The following is a 17,027-nucleotide window of genomic DNA, read 5'->3' on the forward strand; positions in this document are numbered from 1 at the left end:
AATGTTTGGACAATTACTTATAACGCAATACACTGTCTTTGAAGTCATAACGAAAAGCAGTGCCTCAATAATCAGATTATCTGCTGAATGAATAAAAAACAACTGTGCCAGAGGGTTTTAATTAATTAAGTCATGACATCGGAGGCTTATATGGCAGCAACAGGTCGTTATTTCTATATTTATGGACGAGTTCAAGGTGTTGGGTTTCGTTACCAAACGTATCATTGGGCGAATCAGAATGGGATAAAAGGATTCGTTTATAATCGGGATGATGGTAGCGTGAAACTGGCTATTTATGGTTCCGAGCAGGACATTCAATTTGTAGACGAATGGTTAAAAGCCGGCGGTCCGCCAGGTGCGAAAATTGATCATTATTTTAGTGAAAACTGGCATACAGATCCAATAGCGGATTTTTCGGTCCGCTATTAGTGATTAAATACATTTTACTGGTTTAGGAAGACCTGCAAGTTTTGTTGCTTGCTTGGCAGGTCCTTTTGGAAACAGTCGATATAAGTAGCGGCTGTTACCTTTTTCTTCGCCAAACTGCTGAGAAACGGCTTTAACCAGCATTCGGATCGCGGGTGAGGTATTAAATTCTAAATAGAATGCGCGAACGAAACGGATAATTTCGAGATGCTCATCAGTGATTTCAATCTCTTCTTGCTCAGCTAGCAAAGGAATAAGATCTTCACTCCATTGTTGGCTATCAAGTAGGTAGCCTTGTGCATCTGTTTCAATTTCTTGATTATTAAAAACCAACATACTTAATTTCTATCCAAACAAAAGTAGACCGCAAATTTAGCAAAAAAACAGCAATAACCCAAGTAAACCCTGCGAGGTTAGGAAAAAATGTTGATAATTTCATCCATTGAACTCATGTGCGCTTATTTTTAAAGCGAACGAACAAATTAGGGGTTTACATTGAAAGCGCAGATGATTATAGTGCTCGTCATTGCGGAGGGGTGGCCGAGCGGCTGAAGGCAGCGGTCTTGAAAACCGCCGATGGGAAACCATCCGAGAGTTCGAATCTCTCCTCCTCTTCACTTCTAGTAACGTCCTCCAAAATATTCCAATCCCAAGTAAATTCAAATTCGTCAATAAAATCCTATTATCTCAACGTCTACTGATATTTTTCTACACGTCTAAAACCTATTGCACCGTTTTTGTATATAAATTAAGTATTGGTGAGTACCTCATTAGGAGAATTATTGTTTAAATATGTGATTTCTCTAAGAATAAGAGTCATTCCGATAAAGTATACTTAAAAAAAAATTGGAGAAATACATGAAAAAAATATTAATAGCTGGGGTAATCTTGGGGTTTTCAACAGCGTCATGGGCAGTGCCTAATATATGGTCAAGTAGCTTTGCCCAAGGCTATTCCGAATACAGCCTCACCAACGAATCTAATGATGCCGTCATCATTGCATGCAATGTTGGCGCGGGAGAGGGATTTGATAACGGAGTGTCAGTTTATCATGATGGTCAACAGTTAACTGGGGATATATCATTTCTAATTGATGATGAAGCATACTACATACCTGAAAACACAACGACGAGGAATGGTGCCAATGCATGGGTGAGTTTTACTGATGCGATAAAAAAAACATCAACATTTGAAGTATACGTAAATAACAAACCAGTAGGCAAATTCACATCTTCACCTAAAAACCACAAGAAAACGTTTAGTGATTTTGAATGCGATCCAATGTGGTGATTAACCGTTATTATTTATAATCTATTTCAGGTTTAATGTGGGCGAGTTAATCAGTTAAGATCGCCCATGAGTACATTCATAATGTGCTAAATTTTTTTTGTTTAATCCAGCTTATCTGGAAGATCCTCGCCATGTTTCTATGCCGAATGTGTCTCGTTATAACCGCTTTATTCTGATGACTAGCCTGGTTAAATAGAGCTTGAGTTTCAAGTAGGTAGATGAAAGATAAAACTTGAATGTATCCAGAGTTATACGCTTATTGGCTAAGTGAATGCGTATTGTATCAGTGCGTCAAAATACATTTTTAGGGGGATGTAATGCCAGATCTGATTGTGTTACGTGAGCTGTTAATCTCAAGTGTTAATTATTTACAGCTTTTTCTTGAGGCAATATCAGTAACGTGCGTTGCTATAGGGCTGGTGAAAACACTGTATATTCTAATTACAGTTAAGAATGGCAGAGTTGCTCGTTTTTATTTCGGTAACTGGCTGGCAATGGCTTTAGAATTTCAACTTGCAGCGGATATTTTACTCACGACCGTTGATCCTGATTTAGATAGTCTCATTAAGCTGGCAATTATCGCTGTGATTAGAACGTTCTTAAATTACTTTCTTGCCAAAGAGCTAGAGCACAACCCTTTAGTTGAAGAATCGAAGGGAAAAACAAGTAAGCATCAATAGCCTGATATGATGGATGTTAATGTGGCGAGTTTATTTGTTATGCAGTAGCGAAAATATAAATTTAAGTGATTGTACAAGGCGCAAAGAGTGAACTTTCACCTTGTACGATGGCTTACTTTAAATAGTCAATACTGAATGCCAGCCCTTTCATGATTTTGGTATTAATCATGCTTAATTATTCTTATGAGTAAAGTCGTCACTCACAATTTTTTGAGTATGGATTATCAATACCCTATTTAGCAATCATCACTTTAATTTAACCTGTTAATAAATAAATAGTTTTTAATTGAAGAAAATCCTATAAATATACAATTTTTTCCAAATCATTACCTTAATGCACTACTTTTTGACAGTTGAATAGGTTAAAACTAGATTCTAATTTAAGGAGAATATGATGAAAAAACGGTTATTTTCAAAACTATTTATCGTGATAGCATTGCTTACTAGCGCCTCAGTACTCGCTCAAACACTCGATATGAGTGGCGGATATCAGAGCACGAAAATCGAGTATTTACTGAAAAAAAATAAAATACAAGATAATGGTGATATTGAATCAATGAGAGAAGACACCGAAAATAATAGTATTTCGTTAATTGAAAAAAACTTAGATCGTCGGTTTAATAATCGCCAATTTAGAATTAATCATAAATAGCTAAAAATATGAATACTATATTCTTTATGATTATCAAACAGTATTTTTGATTCCAATTTCATAGTATTGATATTTTACAGCACTGCGGTTGTTCTTGATAAAATGACCCTCTAGCACTGTTTTTGTTTTATCACTGAATCAAGCATCGTGTCATATTGCACGGCTTAAGCCATATTATGGAAATTGAGCACTTATCTAATGCCGAGTGTTAATGCTATCCCATGAGCATTATCGCTTGATAAATAGCCGATTCCAGCTTGTACTTTTACTTTGCTGCCATAAATATTCATGGGAGTTTCTAATGCTAGCGAAGTATTATTAATAAAGCCGAATGATAGCTCTCTATAGTTATTTCCATAGAACCCACCGATGTCATTCGATAAGACTAGACTGAAATTCCTGCCATTTAAGTGGATTAGGTCAGTCATGACGTATTCACCACCAATAGACCATGTACCTGTACTGCTATTGACGTTAAGTTGTTTTTCATTTTTAAAACCGTTCGCAAACATATATGCCAAATGTCCGTATATATTTATTTCATCATTATTGTCCAGTTTATTGGTGTTTTTTAGTCCAACTTTAGGTGTTACGTGAAATGAGTTGAGATCCCAATCTAATAGACCTTCATCACGTAATATTTCTCTCATTTGCTGACTACCATGAAATGAGGATTTATTACTCATATTTGCATAACCGAATTCAAGCTCGTTTTCTACGCTAAATCTTTCATTTATTTGGTAGGTAACTTTGGGTGCTGCCGAGATACTAAAAATATCCCACCGAGCACGTAGGCTACCGACAGAATCCACATTGACGAGAGAAGATTTAACTTTGAGGTAATTACCTTTTAATTGCATAGAAAAGGAATAATCATCTTTTACATAAAGGTTTTTGAATTCATAGGGTAAAGAATATTTTTCATAGTTAAATCCGTCAGAATTCAGTTGGGAAGCACTAATGTCATCGGTTAACGAAAGCGCGAGCAGTTTTGCGTAACCTGAATTTAAGTTTTCATCACTATAAGCACTACTTGTAAAAATGATACAAAGCAAAAGTAATTGTCTAGAAGATAATAAATTCATTAGTCATGCCCCTTAAGTGAACAGTAAAATAACAAGTTTTTTTATTTTTCATTTGATTTTCAAGTTGTTATTGTAACTCTTCATTGAAAAAACAAAATAATAACGGCGAATAAATTGAGATAGTCAAGAAACGCGCTAGTGCTATATTACATTAACTTGCAGTAAAACAAATTAAACTCAACATAGCTATGATAATTATTTATTATCAATGTTATAGATTGCCGGCATGATTTCCTGTTCCTCGAGATTAATTTGCAGGGTGTTTTTCTGTTTACGGTTATGTTGATATATAAATCAACTGGTTAGCTTCATTATTGACTTTTAAGCAAAAGATTATTGAGCGAATGACTATTTTTAAAATAGTCCTAATGTCCTATTCTTTTTAACATCAAGTTATCAAGAACATGATTAGTTCTGATAGTTAATATGAATAAACTTAAGAGAGATAACACAATGACTGTTCCTATGATGGGTGTTGGTACGTTTCGTTTAAAAGATGATGTTGTGATTGCGTCAGTAAAAAATGCATTAGATGTTGGGTATCGTGCGGTTGATACGGCTCAAATCTATGAAAACGAAGCTGCTGTTGGGCAGGCAATTGCTGAAAGTGGTATTGCACGCGATAAACTCTATATTACAACCAAAATTTGGATTGAGAATTTAAGCAAAGATAATCTGATTCCAAGCCTGAAAAAAAGCCTGAGCGACTTACAGACAGATTATGTCGATTTAACATTGGTCCACTGGCCATCTCCAAATGATGCGGTTTCTGTTGAAGAGTTTATGCTTGCGTTATTAGAAGCGAAAAAACAAGGTTTAACTCGTGAAATTGGTGTATCAAACTTTACCATTCCATTGATGGAAGAAGCGGTCGCAGTTGTTGGTGCGGAAAATATTGCCACCAACCAAATCGAATTATCACCTTATCTGCAAAACCGCAAAGTGGTTGAGCGAGCAAAAGAATTAGGTATCCATATTACATCTTATATGACACTGGCTTACGGCAAGGCATTAAAAGATGACGTTATCCAGTCTATTGCTCAAAAACATAACGCAACTCCCGCTCAGGTCATTCTGTCATGGGCGATGGGTGAAGGTTACTCTGTGATCCCATCATCAACCAAGCGTGAAAATTTAATCAGTAACCTAAAAGCCATAGAATTACAGCTTGACCAAGAAGATCGTGATGCAATTGCAAAACTGGATTGCAATGATCGTCTCGTGAGCCCTGAAGGCTTAGCGCCTAAGTGGGATTAACGATTATTCCCGTTGGAAAGCCATAATCATGGCTTTCCAATCTGGTCTAAATAGGTCGTCAGGCAGTCAATAAAAGCGCGAGTTCGTTGGCTGACAACCTTATCGCTGTAATAGACAGCATGAAATGGCAATGGAATAGGCAGAATCTCATCAGGCAATAATTCAATCAATTCTCCACGTTTAATCCCTTCGTTCACCATAAAGTCAGACAAACAGGCAATTCCTTCGCCATTAACACACAATTGCAATAATGTTTCGCCACTGTTTGATGATATTCCATCAGCAACATCAATTAATAGCCCATTTTCGGTGTTAACTGGCCAAGTATTGAGTGACGTTGGCTCTGTAAATGTTAGGCAAGTATGGTGGCGTAAATCGGCTACAGACGTGATTTTTTCGGCTGTTTCAATATATCGGGGTGAGGCCACTATTTTACGGTAACTATTAAATAAGGGGCGGGCACGCAAACTTGAGTCTGCTAACTGTCCAGCCCTGATTGCAATATCCACTTTACGTTCAATCAAATTAACAAATGTCTCAGAAGAGACGAGTGATAATTCAATGTTGGGATATTGCTGCCGAAAAATAGCAACAAACGGAATAAGGAGATGCAAAGTGACTGGCGTTGCTGCATCAATACGCAATAATCCTTTTGGCGAGCTTTGTGTATCAAGGAGTTCATCCTCAATGGTTTGCATTTCCTGCAACACATTTTTCATTCGTTGAAAATACAGTTCACCTTCCGCAGTAAGATCAATTTGTCGAGTTGTTCGTTTGAGTAAATTGACGCCCAATTTCTCTTCCAGCTTTTTGACCGTTCGGCTGACCGCAGAGTTGGCGATATTTAGCTTATCCGCGGCTTTTGTGAAACTTTTTTGTTCAACGACTTCAATAAATACATGTGCTTCGTCAGATGTAGCCTTCATTCAAAGTTCCTTTCAGATCTGAGGTGCTTAACGCGTGCCAGCTCATATGATCAATAAAAAATGCGTATTTCGAGAGGGATGATAATACAGTGAGGGTGTGCTTGTCGAAAAAACCAACGTATACGTTTGATGGTGTACGTTGGATGCGTTGTTTTATCGAATCTAACAACAAGTAACACAATACTAAATAAAACAATAGCAAGTAAAACGACAAGGTATTAAAAGGTCACTACCGTTTTAATGTGAGCGTTTTCACTGTGTAATAGCGCTTGAGGAAGTTGCTCTGATGAAAACGTATCGGGAATAGGACATATTAAGTCGCCCGTCATTATTTGTTTGATTAATGCTTCTCCTGCCAGCATTAATTGTGTTATTGCAAGTGGTTCGCCAAACTGATGAATGGCTGCCAGGGCAACTTCGTGACCAAGCCCTGAAACTAATACGCTTTCTCCGCTATTCACGGGAACTTTTTCAGCGGATTGCCAGGCCGTGAGTAATGGGCATGGCACCGCTGCCGCTAATGAAAATGACATTTCTTCCGGTATCATCATCACACTATTGGAATTGAGGATGGTATATTGGGCAAAACTACCGGGTTTTAACAAAGGGGCATGGTAGCAAACTCGGCAGCTAATCAGCTCAGGCGCTACATTATGTCCAACAGACACAATAATACCGGCTCCATCAACGCCTGGGATATGCCCCGAAGCCCAGTTGAGAGGGTTACTCTGGATAAATTTGTAGTCAACGGGGTTTATGCCTGCTGCAGCATTTTGTATTAAGATCTCATTATCCGCTAATTCTCTTGTTATCGAGGTACGTTGGATAACGGAATGCTGAGAGGCATCATATTGCCAGCTATCGTATTCTATGCTTTTTATCATAATATTCTGATTTATATTGGAAATAATAAAAAGCCCCTGTTTGATGAACAGAGGCTATTGTGAGTCACTTATTTGGCTGTCGGGTAATCGATATAACCCGCAGCACCACCACCAAAGAACAATTCTCTTATTGGTTCATTCAGCGGAAGGTTATGTTCTAATCGATAAGGTAAATCTGGATTGGCAATAAATGGACGCCCAAACCCTATCAAATCAGCTGAACCTGATGCTAATGCTTGCTCTGCACGCTCTACAGTATATTGCCCTGAGTAAATCATTGTGCCGTGGAAAACAATACGCAATGCTTCTTTAAAGGCCATTGGCATCACTGGCGCATCTTCCCAATCGGCTTCGGCGATATGAATGTAGGCAACACCTATCTCATTTAAGACGGCGGCAGCGGCAAGATAAGTTGCTTCTGGTGTCGCATCTTCAGAGCCCATCAGCGTGGTCAATGGTGCTAAACGAACGCCCACTTTTTCACTACCAATAGCATCGGAGACGCCTTGTGCCACTTCACGCAGAAAACGCAATCTGTTTTGCAATGAACCACCGTATTCGTCATCGCGTTGATTTTCTCGTGAATCAATAAACTGATTGATTAAATAACCATTCGCAGCGTGTAATTCGATACCATCAAAACCGGCTTCGATTGCATTACGAGCAGCTTGAACATAGTCTTGAACAATGCCTGCAATTTCTGCTGTTTCAAGGGCGCGAGGCATGGAGTGTTGAACCATCTCTCCAACGCCATCTTCAGGTCCACGACCTTCAGTATCCACAAAGACTTTAACCCCTTTAGCTTGAATAGCGGATGAGGAAACAGGGGCGGCATTATCAGGTTGTAAAATGGTGTGGGAAACGCGCCCAACGTGCCAAAGCTGTGCGAAGATTTTACCGTCCGCTTGATGAACGGCATCGGTGACTTTTTTCCAACCAGCAATCTGTGCTTGCGTGTAGATACCTGGCGTCCAAGCATAGCCTTGCCCTTGGCGACTAATTTGAGTACCTTCGCTAATGATTAGCCCAGCACTGGCACGCTGAGCATAATATTCAGCCATCATTTCAGTGGCGATATCGTCTTTACCGGCTCGTGAACGAGTCATTGGTGGCATAACAATGCGGTTTTTTAATGGTAAGCCACGTAAGTTATAATGCTCAAATAACATGATTCTGCTCCCGTATTTATCTCTTGTTAATCTGTCTTAAAACGTAATTAATTCATCACTACATGACAAAAATATAATCAATTGCAGATGTAAGATAAACATCACTCACTACAATACACTTTTGCGAAAAGTCGAATAATCACGATTCATCACTGCATTTTGAGGCGAAGGGCATCTGGGGTGGGATTCGCGTTCTAGCGTGCGCCCAAGTCTTTGTAGATACCCAGTATGTTCAAGTTGGAATATTAGAAAATTAGCCCCTCATTACGGAAGGGCTAATTGTGATAGGCGAATTAGTTCGTTTGTGTTTTTTGCTGATGTGCATTTATCAAAACGATAATTAATGCTAAGGCTGCAATAATTGCCCCCATGACCGGAACATAGGCATAAGATAATCCGCCCGAAATCACAGCGCCTCCCGCAACGGCACCAATGGCATTTCCAAGGTTGAATGCACCAATATTCACGGAAGAGGCTAACCCTGGAGCTTCACTTGCCACACGCATCACTCGCATTTGTAATGGCGGGACAACACCAAAGGTAGCGGCTCCCCATATGACCATAGCGAACGCAGCACCTATTGAGTTTTGTGCTATAAATGGCATTAGTAACATGATGGCGGCAAGTAATAGTAAAAATCCTTTTAACGTCCCATCGACAGAACGATCTGAGAATTTCCCACCTAAATAGTTCCCAATTGAGAAACCGACACCAATCAGAACTAACATGACCGTCATCACGCCTGTACTCGCATCTGCAAGATACTCAAGTACTGGGGCTATGTAGGTGTACAATGTGAACATGGCACCAGCGCCTAATGCGGTTGTTAAGAGTGCAAGTAACACTTGTGGACGCATCAACACAGATAGCTCTTGTTTAACATTAGGACGCACGCCAGCATTGCCTTTAGGAAGTGATATCCATAGGAAAATCATCGTGATGACCCCTAAACCGGCGGTGATTAAAAATGACGAACGCCAACCTATCGTATTCCCTATCCATGTCGCAGCGGGAACTCCCCCAATATTCGCGATAGTTAATCCCATAAACATCGTGGCAATTGCACTTGATTGTTTTTCTACAGGAACAACGCTTGCAGCAACGACGGCCCCTAACCCGAAAAATGCACCATGATTTAAACTAGTTAAAATTCGTGACAGCAATAAAAATTCATAATTGGGTGCAAGCGCAGATAAGACGTTTCCAAGCGTAAATATAGACATTAAAATAATTAGCGCTTTTCTTCTTGCCTGATGAGATAACAGTAATGTCATGACTGGGGCGCCCACCATCACACCAACGGCATAAGCGGTAATGAGCATCCCTGCTACAGGGATAGAAACTCCAGTGCTATTTGCGATAACAGGCAGTAGTCCCATTGGGGAAAACTCTGTCGTGCCGATACCGAATGCACCGAGCGCAAGGGCAAATAGAGGAAGATTAATTTTCATTATTGTCTCGATAATAAGTTAGAAATATATGACTAAATTTCGTTAAGTATGTCACAAAAAATTAAGGGGTTAATTATCCAAATCAGCAAATGATTTCTATTAAAATCGCAATAATCAATGGAAGGATTGTTAGCGGTGTTTAAATGTGACTCATTGAAAGAGGGAGATAAAATGGCGTATCGTCCCTCATTTTATTGTGACTATTGGTGAAATTCTGGCAAGACAGACAGACTAATGTCTTCTAATGTTTCTTCTATTGGGCGCTCATTACGGCGAAATTGTAAACCAATGTGGTTAACACCTGCGGCTTTCATTGCGGTTAACTCTTTGATCAATCCATTTCGACCTGTTTTTACACCAAAACGGTGGCGTTGGATTGGCGCGTTTATATCATCAATAAAATCAAGATGAATAAAGCTGACATACGGCTTACTCCCCGCAACATTGCGCCATAGTTTAACCCTTTCGGTGTGATCAATTGGGGGACCTGGGTAGGCAAGCCAACCTTGCATATGTTGTCCAATCCATTCCGGCGATTGCTGAGCAAGTCCCGCGACAAATAATGGGATAGGCTGATGTTCCGGTAAAATTTGTACGCCAGTGGGTAACTGTGCGTCTTTTTTTTCAGTTAGAATATCAACATGTTGGCGGAATAATTTACCTCTATCAGGGTAGTTGACATCAAAAAGGGGATACTCAATCGGTCTATCTCCACTCGCGACACCCAGTAATAAGCGCTCATGACTTAATGTTTGTAGTGTTGCTGCTGATTTTCTAACTAGCCAAGGTTGGCGTAAAGGCAGAACAATCGCGGCGGTGCCAAGTAAGATGTTTTCAGTGATCCCTGCGAGGTAACCCAGATAGGAAAATGGCTCAAATACCTGAGCAGCATCACCAAAGTTAGGGTCATAGAAAGGGACATCTCGTACCCAAGCTGCGCGATAACCTAACTTATCCGCCAACTTAACCCTAGATGCATGTTCTTTCATATCCGGTACGCCAAAAGGTCGATTTTCTTGTTGACGTTTTATTTGTCCTGTTGAAGACCAATCATTATCAAGGGGTAATTCGATACCAATAGAAAATGATTCATTTATAAATTGATGAGTATTCATAATTAACCTTAAATAAGAAATAGAGTTTAGATGTGATTATTTTCTGGATATGACATCTGAAGTAAATATGAATAATGACAATAATATTTTGCGATAAAAGCAAAGGTAGCGGCGTGGTACATGCTTGGGAATTTTTTATTATAATTGATATGTCATTGTCTATTGTTTCTTTATAAAGAAAAGACTATTGCAAATAAAAGAACAATCATACATTAGTAACATACTATATTAAAAATAACAGCTGTTTTATTTTTAATGAGGTTAGTGATGACAGAAAAATATTATTTCTTGGGTAAGTCATTTGAAATTGAAATGGATAACGGATTGCAAGTGAAAAACACCTATACGACTGACGGTAAAACCGTGACTATTGAGTTTTTAAATGGTGATTTAAAAGGTTCTATAATGCATGTCCCATATACTGCTAAAGCAGTAGATGGAGATAATTTTTTGATTTCTTGGCAAGAAAGCGACAATTCAACTGTTGTGCATTGTGATAATTTTTTACTCGGTAAGTCATACGCTTATTATACGATGATGAATGGTCAGTTCTTTGTAATCGAAGGTGTTATTACAGAGTTGAAATAAGTTTTTATTTAATAAAAAGCCCTTTACAGGGCTTTTATTGTAATCGTATTTTTATTTAATTAATACTGCGCTGACTGTTGCATAATTTCCCATTCTTGCGCTTGTGATTTTATAACCCGAAGCACCTGCTTCTTGCGCTTTTTGCGCAATAATAGCTTCAGCAGAGGAAAGTGTATCACTCGTTGCGGTGACTGATTGAGCAAAAGCGCCGAATGAAAAAATAGACAAAGTCATAGCGGCTGCTAACATTTTTAATGTTTTCATTGAATAATATCCTTTAATTTAATTGACCTAATGATTTAGGCGATGAGTACAGTGTATTCTTTTTGTTGTTATTTAATAGCGTTAACTTCGCAATACTCTTTTCTTAAAAAGAGAATAATCGTTATTATTATTAAATATAGACAGATTAAATAAATTAAAAATTTGATTTTAATGCTTCTAAACCATCTTGATAAATACCCGTAAATAATTTTACTGCTTCTTCATCACTGACATTCACGGGTGTAAAACGTCCAGTCCATTCAACATGAGATACATGTTTATTTTCAGTTTCATGCACACTGATATTCGATAAATAATTAATGACAGGGAAGGGCGCTTGAATAATCGAATAACTATAATTTTTACCTGTGTGGTCAAACGCTTCTAACCGCTCAATGACAGTACCACCGTCTGAAGTGGTTAAGCTTCTCACGCGAGCGCCTTCACTCATCACACTTTTAGGTATAAACGGAAGCCAATCAGGAAGCGAATCAAAGCCTCCCATTAATTGCCAAACTTGTTCAGGCGAAGCAGGAATTTCGATAGAAACCGTTGTATTAGCCATAATAATTTCCTTTGATTTTAAAATTCGTTACATTGCAAGTGTATCTACAACACCACCATCGACACGCAATGCGGCGCCGGTTGTTGCAGATGAAAGGGGGGATGCTAAATACACAGCAAGATTAGCCACTTCATCAACATCTGCGGCTCTTTGGATTATGGAGCTTGGACGTGCGCTTCTGACAAACTCATCCGCTTGTTCTCGAGCCGATAATCCAGATTTCGCCATAGCATCCGTTAGCATCTCTTTTAATCCATCGGTAAAGGTTGGTCCTGGTAGGATTGCATTCACCGTCACACCTGTTCCAGCAAGGCGCTTAGCGAGACCATGCGATACTGCGAGGTTAGCGCTTTTCGTCACACCGTAATTGATCATGTCACTCGGTATTGCAACACCCGATTCAGAGGAAACAAAAATGATACGCCCCCAACCTTGTGAAGCCATGTGTTGTGCGTAGTGACGTGACAAGCGCACACCAGAAAGTACATTAATATTGTAAAAATCTAACCATTCAGTATCTGGAACAGTAAAAAAGTCATTGCTGTTAAAAATACCCAAATTATTAATTAAGATATCGGCAGTCGGCTCTTGGTTAAATAACACCTTAGCGCCTTCTTCTGTCCTTAAGTCAGCGATCACCGAACGTAATTTTGCTTCAGGTACGCCATCTTTAATAGAGTTCATGGCATTAGTGACACTGCTCTGGCTACGCCCGATGATCACGACCGTTGCACCTGTTTTTGCTAAGCCACGCGCAATACCAAGACCAATACCCGATGTTGAGCCGCTAACAATAGCGACGCGATTATTCAAATCTAATTTCATATCAATCCTTAAAGATGAGTAGGTTATGCGTACTTACTCATTGTTGCGCAATTAACGAATGGGTAACGGTGCGTTCGCGGCAATCAAACCTTGGCGCTGCATTTCCAACCAGAATTCAGCTGGGATTTTAGTGGCTAATGCGGCTAAATCATCCGCCATACGACCTGGACGGCTTGAGCCTGGAATCACAGCAGCAACGGCTGGGTTAGCTAATGAAAATTGCAATGCGGCAGCTTTAACATCAACATTAAATTGCTGAGCAATTTGATAAATTTTCGCCACTTGCTGATGAATAGCAGGAGAGGCTTTTTGATATTCAAAATGCTCGCCGCCGACCAATACACCGGAGCTGTATGGACCACCAACAACGATATCAACGTTGTGTTCTAATGCTTCGGGCATCAGTCGTTGAAGTGCACGACTGTGATCTAATAAGCTATAACGACCCGCTAATAAGAATGCATCTGGTTTTGGCTCATCTAGACCCAGCGTTAACTCACAAGGCTCGACGCGGTTAACCCCTAAGCCCCAAGCTTTAATCACACCTTCTTCGCGCAAACGAGTCAACGCTCGGAAAGCGCCTGTACGTGCGGTATTAAAATGTTCTAACCAGCTATCTCCGTAGAAATCTTGTGAAGGGTCATGGATCCAGACGATGTCAATACGGTCTGTTTTTAAACGTTTCAGACTATCTTCTATAGAGCGCAACGTTGCATCTTCAGAGTAGTCATTCAGAATTTTGTTTTTCAAACCATGTTCGAAAATACCGTCTTTTTCCCCGAAATCACGTTTTGCTGGATCTTCCATCTCATCTAGCATGATGCGACCCACTTTGGTGCTCAACACATAATCATCTCGTGAATATTGAGATAGTGCTTCCCCCATGCGGATCTCAGATAAACCGGAACCATACAGTGGTGCAGTATCGAAATAACGAATACCTAAATTCCATGCTTCATGTACCGCTGCCAGTGCTTCATCATCAGGGATAGCTCTGAACATGTTACCGAGTGGTGCACCACCGAAACCAATTTGGCTAGGCAGTAGTTTTTTAATACTCATATTGTTATTCCTTAATAAATTAGATTGTTATCAGTAACATAATATTTCAGGACAGCGTGCCATCCTGTCGTGGTGGAAATATTAGGTTGATTTGTTCTGACATGATAGGACATAATTTGTCTAACTTGAGACATTAAAGGAATCAACTATGATTGACCTGCGCCAACTCAACTACTTCGTTGTTGTAGCAGAAGAGGAACATGTTGGGCGTGCAGCGGAGCGTCTGCATATCTCCCAATCCCCATTAAGCCGCCAAATTTCTCAATTAGAAGAAAGGCTTGGCTTAATGCTTTTTGAAAGAAGTCAGCAACGGATCCGTTTAACGTCTGATGGACAAACGTTTTTAACGGAAGCTCGTTCACTTCTCACTCACGCCAATCGCCTAGAATCTTTAGGTCGTCGCTTAGGTCGAGGAGAAGATGGTGGGCTATGTGTGGGTTACATTGAAAATGCCATGCATTCAGGCGTTCTACCTAGTTCTCTGAGTGTGTTGAGGGATTCGCGCCCTGATGTGCATATTGCGCTTTATAGTCAAACTCCAGAACGCCAATTAGAAGGGCTACGTCAACGCAGCCTTGATTTTGCAATGGTTGATACACCGCCTGAAGGTAAAGAGAGTGAGTTAGAATATTTTCAAGTACTCAATGATCATATGCTCGTTGCGATACCTCATCATCATCCTCTTGCTGAAAAAGCGGAGATCACCCCTGAAGACCTCACCGCCCAGCAGTGGATTTCCGTCTTACACAACAACGATAATTCACATTCGAGGGATGATTTTGTTGCTGCTTGTGTGAAAGCTGGGTTTCGACCGGATATTCGGTTAGAGGCAGAAGAACCGTTAACTGCATTAGGTCTCGTCGCTGCGGGTCTTGGCGTCACATTGATACAAAATGGTTTGCGGTATAATTTACCGAAAGGGGCTATTGTACGAGAGGTGCCTTGGATGAATATGACGACTCAGCTTTGGGCTGTGTGGCATAAGGCAAATTTACGCCCGTTGGTTATTCATTTTAGGGAGATCTTAAGTCAAATCCAACATGACTAAATTGATATGTTAAATCGAGAATATCAATAGCCACTTGGTATTGTGTGAAATGTGTTTTTCTATATACAAAATATGACGTCATCTATAGCCGCAGGTACCAACATGATTATTCAATGCTATAACGATAAAATAAGTGAAAGCAAAATAGATGAATTGACTCGCTTATTATATGAATGTGTTCTTGGTGGTGCGAGCGTGGGGTATACCCATGCAGAAACACAGATTGATGACATGAGAAATTATTGGATTGGCGTTAATGGTGCATTAACAACACATGCTTTTAAGCTCGTGACGGTGGAAGTGAATAATCAAGCTGTCGCTACTGTAGGATTAGATTTATGCTCTAAATTAAATGGTAAGCACCGAGGTGAAATTTGCAAATTACTCGTATCACCTCGCTATAGAGGCAACGGTTTTGCAAAACAATTGATGAGTAGAGTTGAACAAATTGCGTGGGAATCAGGGTTAACACTTCTCACACTGGATACGGTGACTAAGGGCATGACGGTCAATTTATATCGCTCTTTAGGATGGCAGATCAGTGGTGAGATACCTCAGTTTGCATTATCAGTTAACGGCAATTTGGAATCGACGACACTGATGTTCAAGCTTAGGCCATAAAACTTAAATTCAATCTTATCCATTATTATTGATATGAAAATAGATATAAAACCCTACAAACCCAGTGATGCAGCAGAACTGCATAAAATATTTTATACCTCCATTCATTCTATAGCTGCTTCTTACTATACGAAGGAACAACTTGATGCTTGGGCACCAAAAATGTTCAAGGCTGAGGAATGGCAAAATAAAATGGATTTATTAATGCCATTTGTTGCTTATAGGGGGAATGAGATTGTTGGCTATGCGGACCTTCAAGATGATGGGTATATTGACCATTTTTTTGTTGCTCAGCCTTGTTGTGGCATTGGCACTGCACTGATTCATCAGATTATCAACGTAGCCCAATTTAAGAGGATTAATAAATTATGGGCTCATGTGAGCTTATCCGCTGAAATGTTTTTTAAAATCAACCAATTTGAAGTCATTAAGCGGCAGAAAGTGACTGTCAGAGGAATAGTGCTTCATAATGCGGTAATGGTGAGAATGTTATAACGATGGTGGTCTCTTTATGGTGATAAACAATATATGGCGATCAACAATGGCTAATAATAAACCCTAATAAAAGCGTATTTTTTCATTACATAACATTCTAAATAATGTGGCTTATTTTCAGCAACCATTAAGCCTTGGTAAATGTAAAAGGAAACATTGCTATATTGATAGCTACCTTTTTGTGAATACTCCATCTCTAACGTTTTTGTTTCGTGATCATCATGCACGGAATTCAATTCTGATTCTGCAGTATATAGCCTACCCATATGTCATTTCTCACGCCTAATAGAGGTATTTAATGCCAAGATTTAGAGGTTTCTAGGCACTAACCAATAATATTGATCTCTAAATTAGACTAATTCATAACAATAAGCATTAATTGCTAATGAATAATAATCTAAAAAAGATGATTTTTTATGTATTATGTTTTTAAATCAAAAAGTTAAATATATCACAGTACTGTTGGATTAATTGCATGATTAAATTGGATTATTTTTAAAAGGTCAAAATTAACAAATAATATTTATAATTGTTTTTATGCAGTTTTAAAGATAAAAAAATGGAGTTGTGAATATAATAAACACTATTTACTATCAGTTTACGAATGATTAACAAATAATATAA

At 39.2% G+C, this 17,027-nt stretch carries 21 protein-coding genes and 1 tRNA gene; 10 read left to right on the forward strand and 12 right to left on the reverse strand.

Annotated elements, in window-relative coordinates:
- Positions 1–150: 150 nt before the first annotated feature.
- Complete coding sequence (locus PSF16_RS09960) at positions 151–429, forward strand: acylphosphatase (RefSeq protein ID WP_036960421.1); 279 nt, start codon at positions 151–153, stop codon at positions 427–429.
- Between the two features lie 3 nt (positions 430–432).
- Here PSF16_RS09960 and PSF16_RS09965 read toward each other — a convergent pair whose 3' ends face one another.
- Entirely contained in the window at positions 433–762 is a 330-nt protein-coding gene (locus PSF16_RS09965) for a TusE/DsrC/DsvC family sulfur relay protein (protein ID WP_006657858.1), read from the reverse strand.
- A 194-nt stretch (positions 763–956) separates the two neighbouring features.
- Between PSF16_RS09965 and PSF16_RS09970 the strand changes: the two genes are divergently transcribed.
- The 4 genes from PSF16_RS09970 (at position 957) to PSF16_RS09985 (ending at position 3,048) form a co-directional block, all read left to right on the forward strand.
- A tRNA-Ser gene (locus PSF16_RS09970) sits at positions 957–1,041 on the forward strand.
- A 243-nt stretch (positions 1,042–1,284) separates the two neighbouring features.
- Complete coding sequence (locus PSF16_RS09975; protein WP_006657859.1) at positions 1,285–1,716, forward strand: hypothetical protein; 432 nt, start codon at positions 1,285–1,287, stop codon at positions 1,714–1,716.
- Between the two features lie 317 nt (positions 1,717–2,033).
- Positions 2,034–2,396 (forward strand): DUF1622 domain-containing protein, encoded by a 363-nt coding sequence (locus PSF16_RS09980; protein ID WP_006662105.1) that lies wholly within the window; start codon positions 2,034–2,036, stop codon positions 2,394–2,396.
- 394 nt (positions 2,397–2,790) lie between these two features.
- Entirely contained in the window at positions 2,791–3,048 is a 258-nt protein-coding gene (locus PSF16_RS09985; protein WP_006662104.1) for a hypothetical protein, read from the forward strand.
- Between the two features lie 191 nt (positions 3,049–3,239).
- Here PSF16_RS09985 and PSF16_RS09990 read toward each other — a convergent pair whose 3' ends face one another.
- The gene (locus PSF16_RS09990; RefSeq protein WP_006657862.1) at positions 3,240–4,133 is read right to left on the reverse strand and encodes a hypothetical protein; all 894 of its coding nucleotides are present in this window, start codon (positions 4,131–4,133) and stop codon (positions 3,240–3,242) included.
- Between the two features lie 453 nt (positions 4,134–4,586).
- Between PSF16_RS09990 and dkgB the strand changes: the two genes are divergently transcribed.
- Positions 4,587–5,390, forward strand: coding sequence for a 2,5-didehydrogluconate reductase DkgB (gene dkgB, locus PSF16_RS09995; RefSeq protein WP_036965217.1), 804 nt, complete (start codon positions 4,587–4,589; stop codon positions 5,388–5,390).
- A 26-nt stretch (positions 5,391–5,416) separates the two neighbouring features.
- Here dkgB and PSF16_RS10000 read toward each other — a convergent pair whose 3' ends face one another.
- The 5 genes from PSF16_RS10000 to PSF16_RS10020 form a co-directional block, all read right to left on the reverse strand.
- Positions 5,417–6,316 carry a LysR substrate-binding domain-containing protein gene (locus PSF16_RS10000; RefSeq protein WP_006657864.1) on the reverse strand — a complete coding sequence of 300 codons (900 nt, stop codon included), beginning with the start codon at positions 6,314–6,316 and terminating at the stop codon, positions 5,417–5,419.
- 218 nt (positions 6,317–6,534) lie between these two features.
- Positions 6,535–7,200: an alcohol dehydrogenase catalytic domain-containing protein gene (locus PSF16_RS10005; RefSeq protein WP_272689194.1), complete on the reverse strand. Its 666-nt coding sequence runs from the start codon at positions 7,198–7,200 to the stop codon at positions 6,535–6,537.
- 68 nt (positions 7,201–7,268) lie between these two features.
- Positions 7,269–8,369 carry an alkene reductase gene (locus PSF16_RS10010; RefSeq protein ID WP_006657866.1) on the reverse strand — a complete coding sequence of 367 codons (1,101 nt, stop codon included), beginning with the start codon at positions 8,367–8,369 and terminating at the stop codon, positions 7,269–7,271.
- Positions 8,370–8,662: 293 nt separating this feature from the next.
- A complete protein-coding gene (locus PSF16_RS10015; RefSeq protein WP_006657867.1) occupies positions 8,663–9,820 on the reverse strand; it encodes an MFS transporter in 1,158 nt (385 codons plus the stop codon).
- A 200-nt stretch (positions 9,821–10,020) separates the two neighbouring features.
- Complete coding sequence (locus tag PSF16_RS10020; protein WP_272689195.1) at positions 10,021–10,935, reverse strand: TIGR03571 family LLM class oxidoreductase; 915 nt, start codon at positions 10,933–10,935, stop codon at positions 10,021–10,023.
- Between the two features lie 267 nt (positions 10,936–11,202).
- Here PSF16_RS10020 and PSF16_RS10025 point away from each other — a divergent pair, with 267 nt between their 5' ends.
- On the forward strand, positions 11,203–11,523 hold the full coding sequence (locus tag PSF16_RS10025; protein WP_272689196.1) for a MoaF-related domain-containing protein: 321 nt from the start codon (positions 11,203–11,205) through the stop codon (positions 11,521–11,523).
- 51 nt (positions 11,524–11,574) lie between these two features.
- Here the strand turns inward: PSF16_RS10025 and PSF16_RS10030 are convergent, their stop codons facing one another.
- The 4 genes from PSF16_RS10030 to PSF16_RS10045 form a co-directional block, all read right to left on the reverse strand.
- Positions 11,575–11,787, reverse strand: coding sequence for a DUF1471 domain-containing protein (locus PSF16_RS10030; RefSeq protein ID WP_006657870.1), 213 nt, complete (start codon positions 11,785–11,787; stop codon positions 11,575–11,577).
- A gap of 154 nt (positions 11,788–11,941) precedes the next feature.
- Positions 11,942–12,352, reverse strand: a complete 411-nt coding sequence (locus PSF16_RS10035; protein WP_006657871.1) for an SRPBCC family protein — start codon at positions 12,350–12,352, stop codon at positions 11,942–11,944.
- 27 nt (positions 12,353–12,379) lie between these two features.
- A complete protein-coding gene (locus PSF16_RS10040; protein WP_272689197.1) occupies positions 12,380–13,177 on the reverse strand; it encodes an SDR family NAD(P)-dependent oxidoreductase in 798 nt (265 codons plus the stop codon).
- Positions 13,178–13,228: 51 nt separating this feature from the next.
- Complete coding sequence (locus tag PSF16_RS10045; protein WP_006657873.1) at positions 13,229–14,239, reverse strand: aldo/keto reductase; 1,011 nt, start codon at positions 14,237–14,239, stop codon at positions 13,229–13,231.
- Positions 14,240–14,387: 148 nt separating this feature from the next.
- Here PSF16_RS10045 and PSF16_RS10050 point away from each other — a divergent pair, with 148 nt between their 5' ends.
- The 3 genes from PSF16_RS10050 to PSF16_RS10060 all read left to right on the forward strand — a co-directional run bounded on the left by PSF16_RS10050 (position 14,388) and on the right by PSF16_RS10060 (position 16,403).
- Positions 14,388–15,287, forward strand: a complete 900-nt coding sequence (locus tag PSF16_RS10050; protein WP_006662095.1) for a LysR substrate-binding domain-containing protein — start codon at positions 14,388–14,390, stop codon at positions 15,285–15,287.
- 102 nt (positions 15,288–15,389) lie between these two features.
- The gene (locus tag PSF16_RS10055) at positions 15,390–15,908 is read left to right on the forward strand and encodes a GNAT family N-acetyltransferase (RefSeq protein ID WP_036965207.1); all 519 of its coding nucleotides are present in this window, start codon (positions 15,390–15,392) and stop codon (positions 15,906–15,908) included.
- 33 nt (positions 15,909–15,941) lie between these two features.
- Complete coding sequence (locus PSF16_RS10060) at positions 15,942–16,403, forward strand: GNAT family N-acetyltransferase (RefSeq protein ID WP_036965205.1); 462 nt, start codon at positions 15,942–15,944, stop codon at positions 16,401–16,403.
- A 50-nt stretch (positions 16,404–16,453) separates the two neighbouring features.
- Here PSF16_RS10060 and PSF16_RS10065 read toward each other — a convergent pair whose 3' ends face one another.
- Positions 16,454–16,669 (reverse strand): KTSC domain-containing protein, encoded by a 216-nt coding sequence (locus PSF16_RS10065; protein ID WP_036965202.1) that lies wholly within the window; start codon positions 16,667–16,669, stop codon positions 16,454–16,456.
- Positions 16,670–17,027: the final 358 nt, after the last annotated feature.

It is taken from the genome of Providencia sp. PROV033 (genome assembly GCF_028484855.1).
GTDB classification, from domain to species: Bacteria; Pseudomonadota; Gammaproteobacteria; order Enterobacterales; family Enterobacteriaceae; genus Providencia; species Providencia alcalifaciens.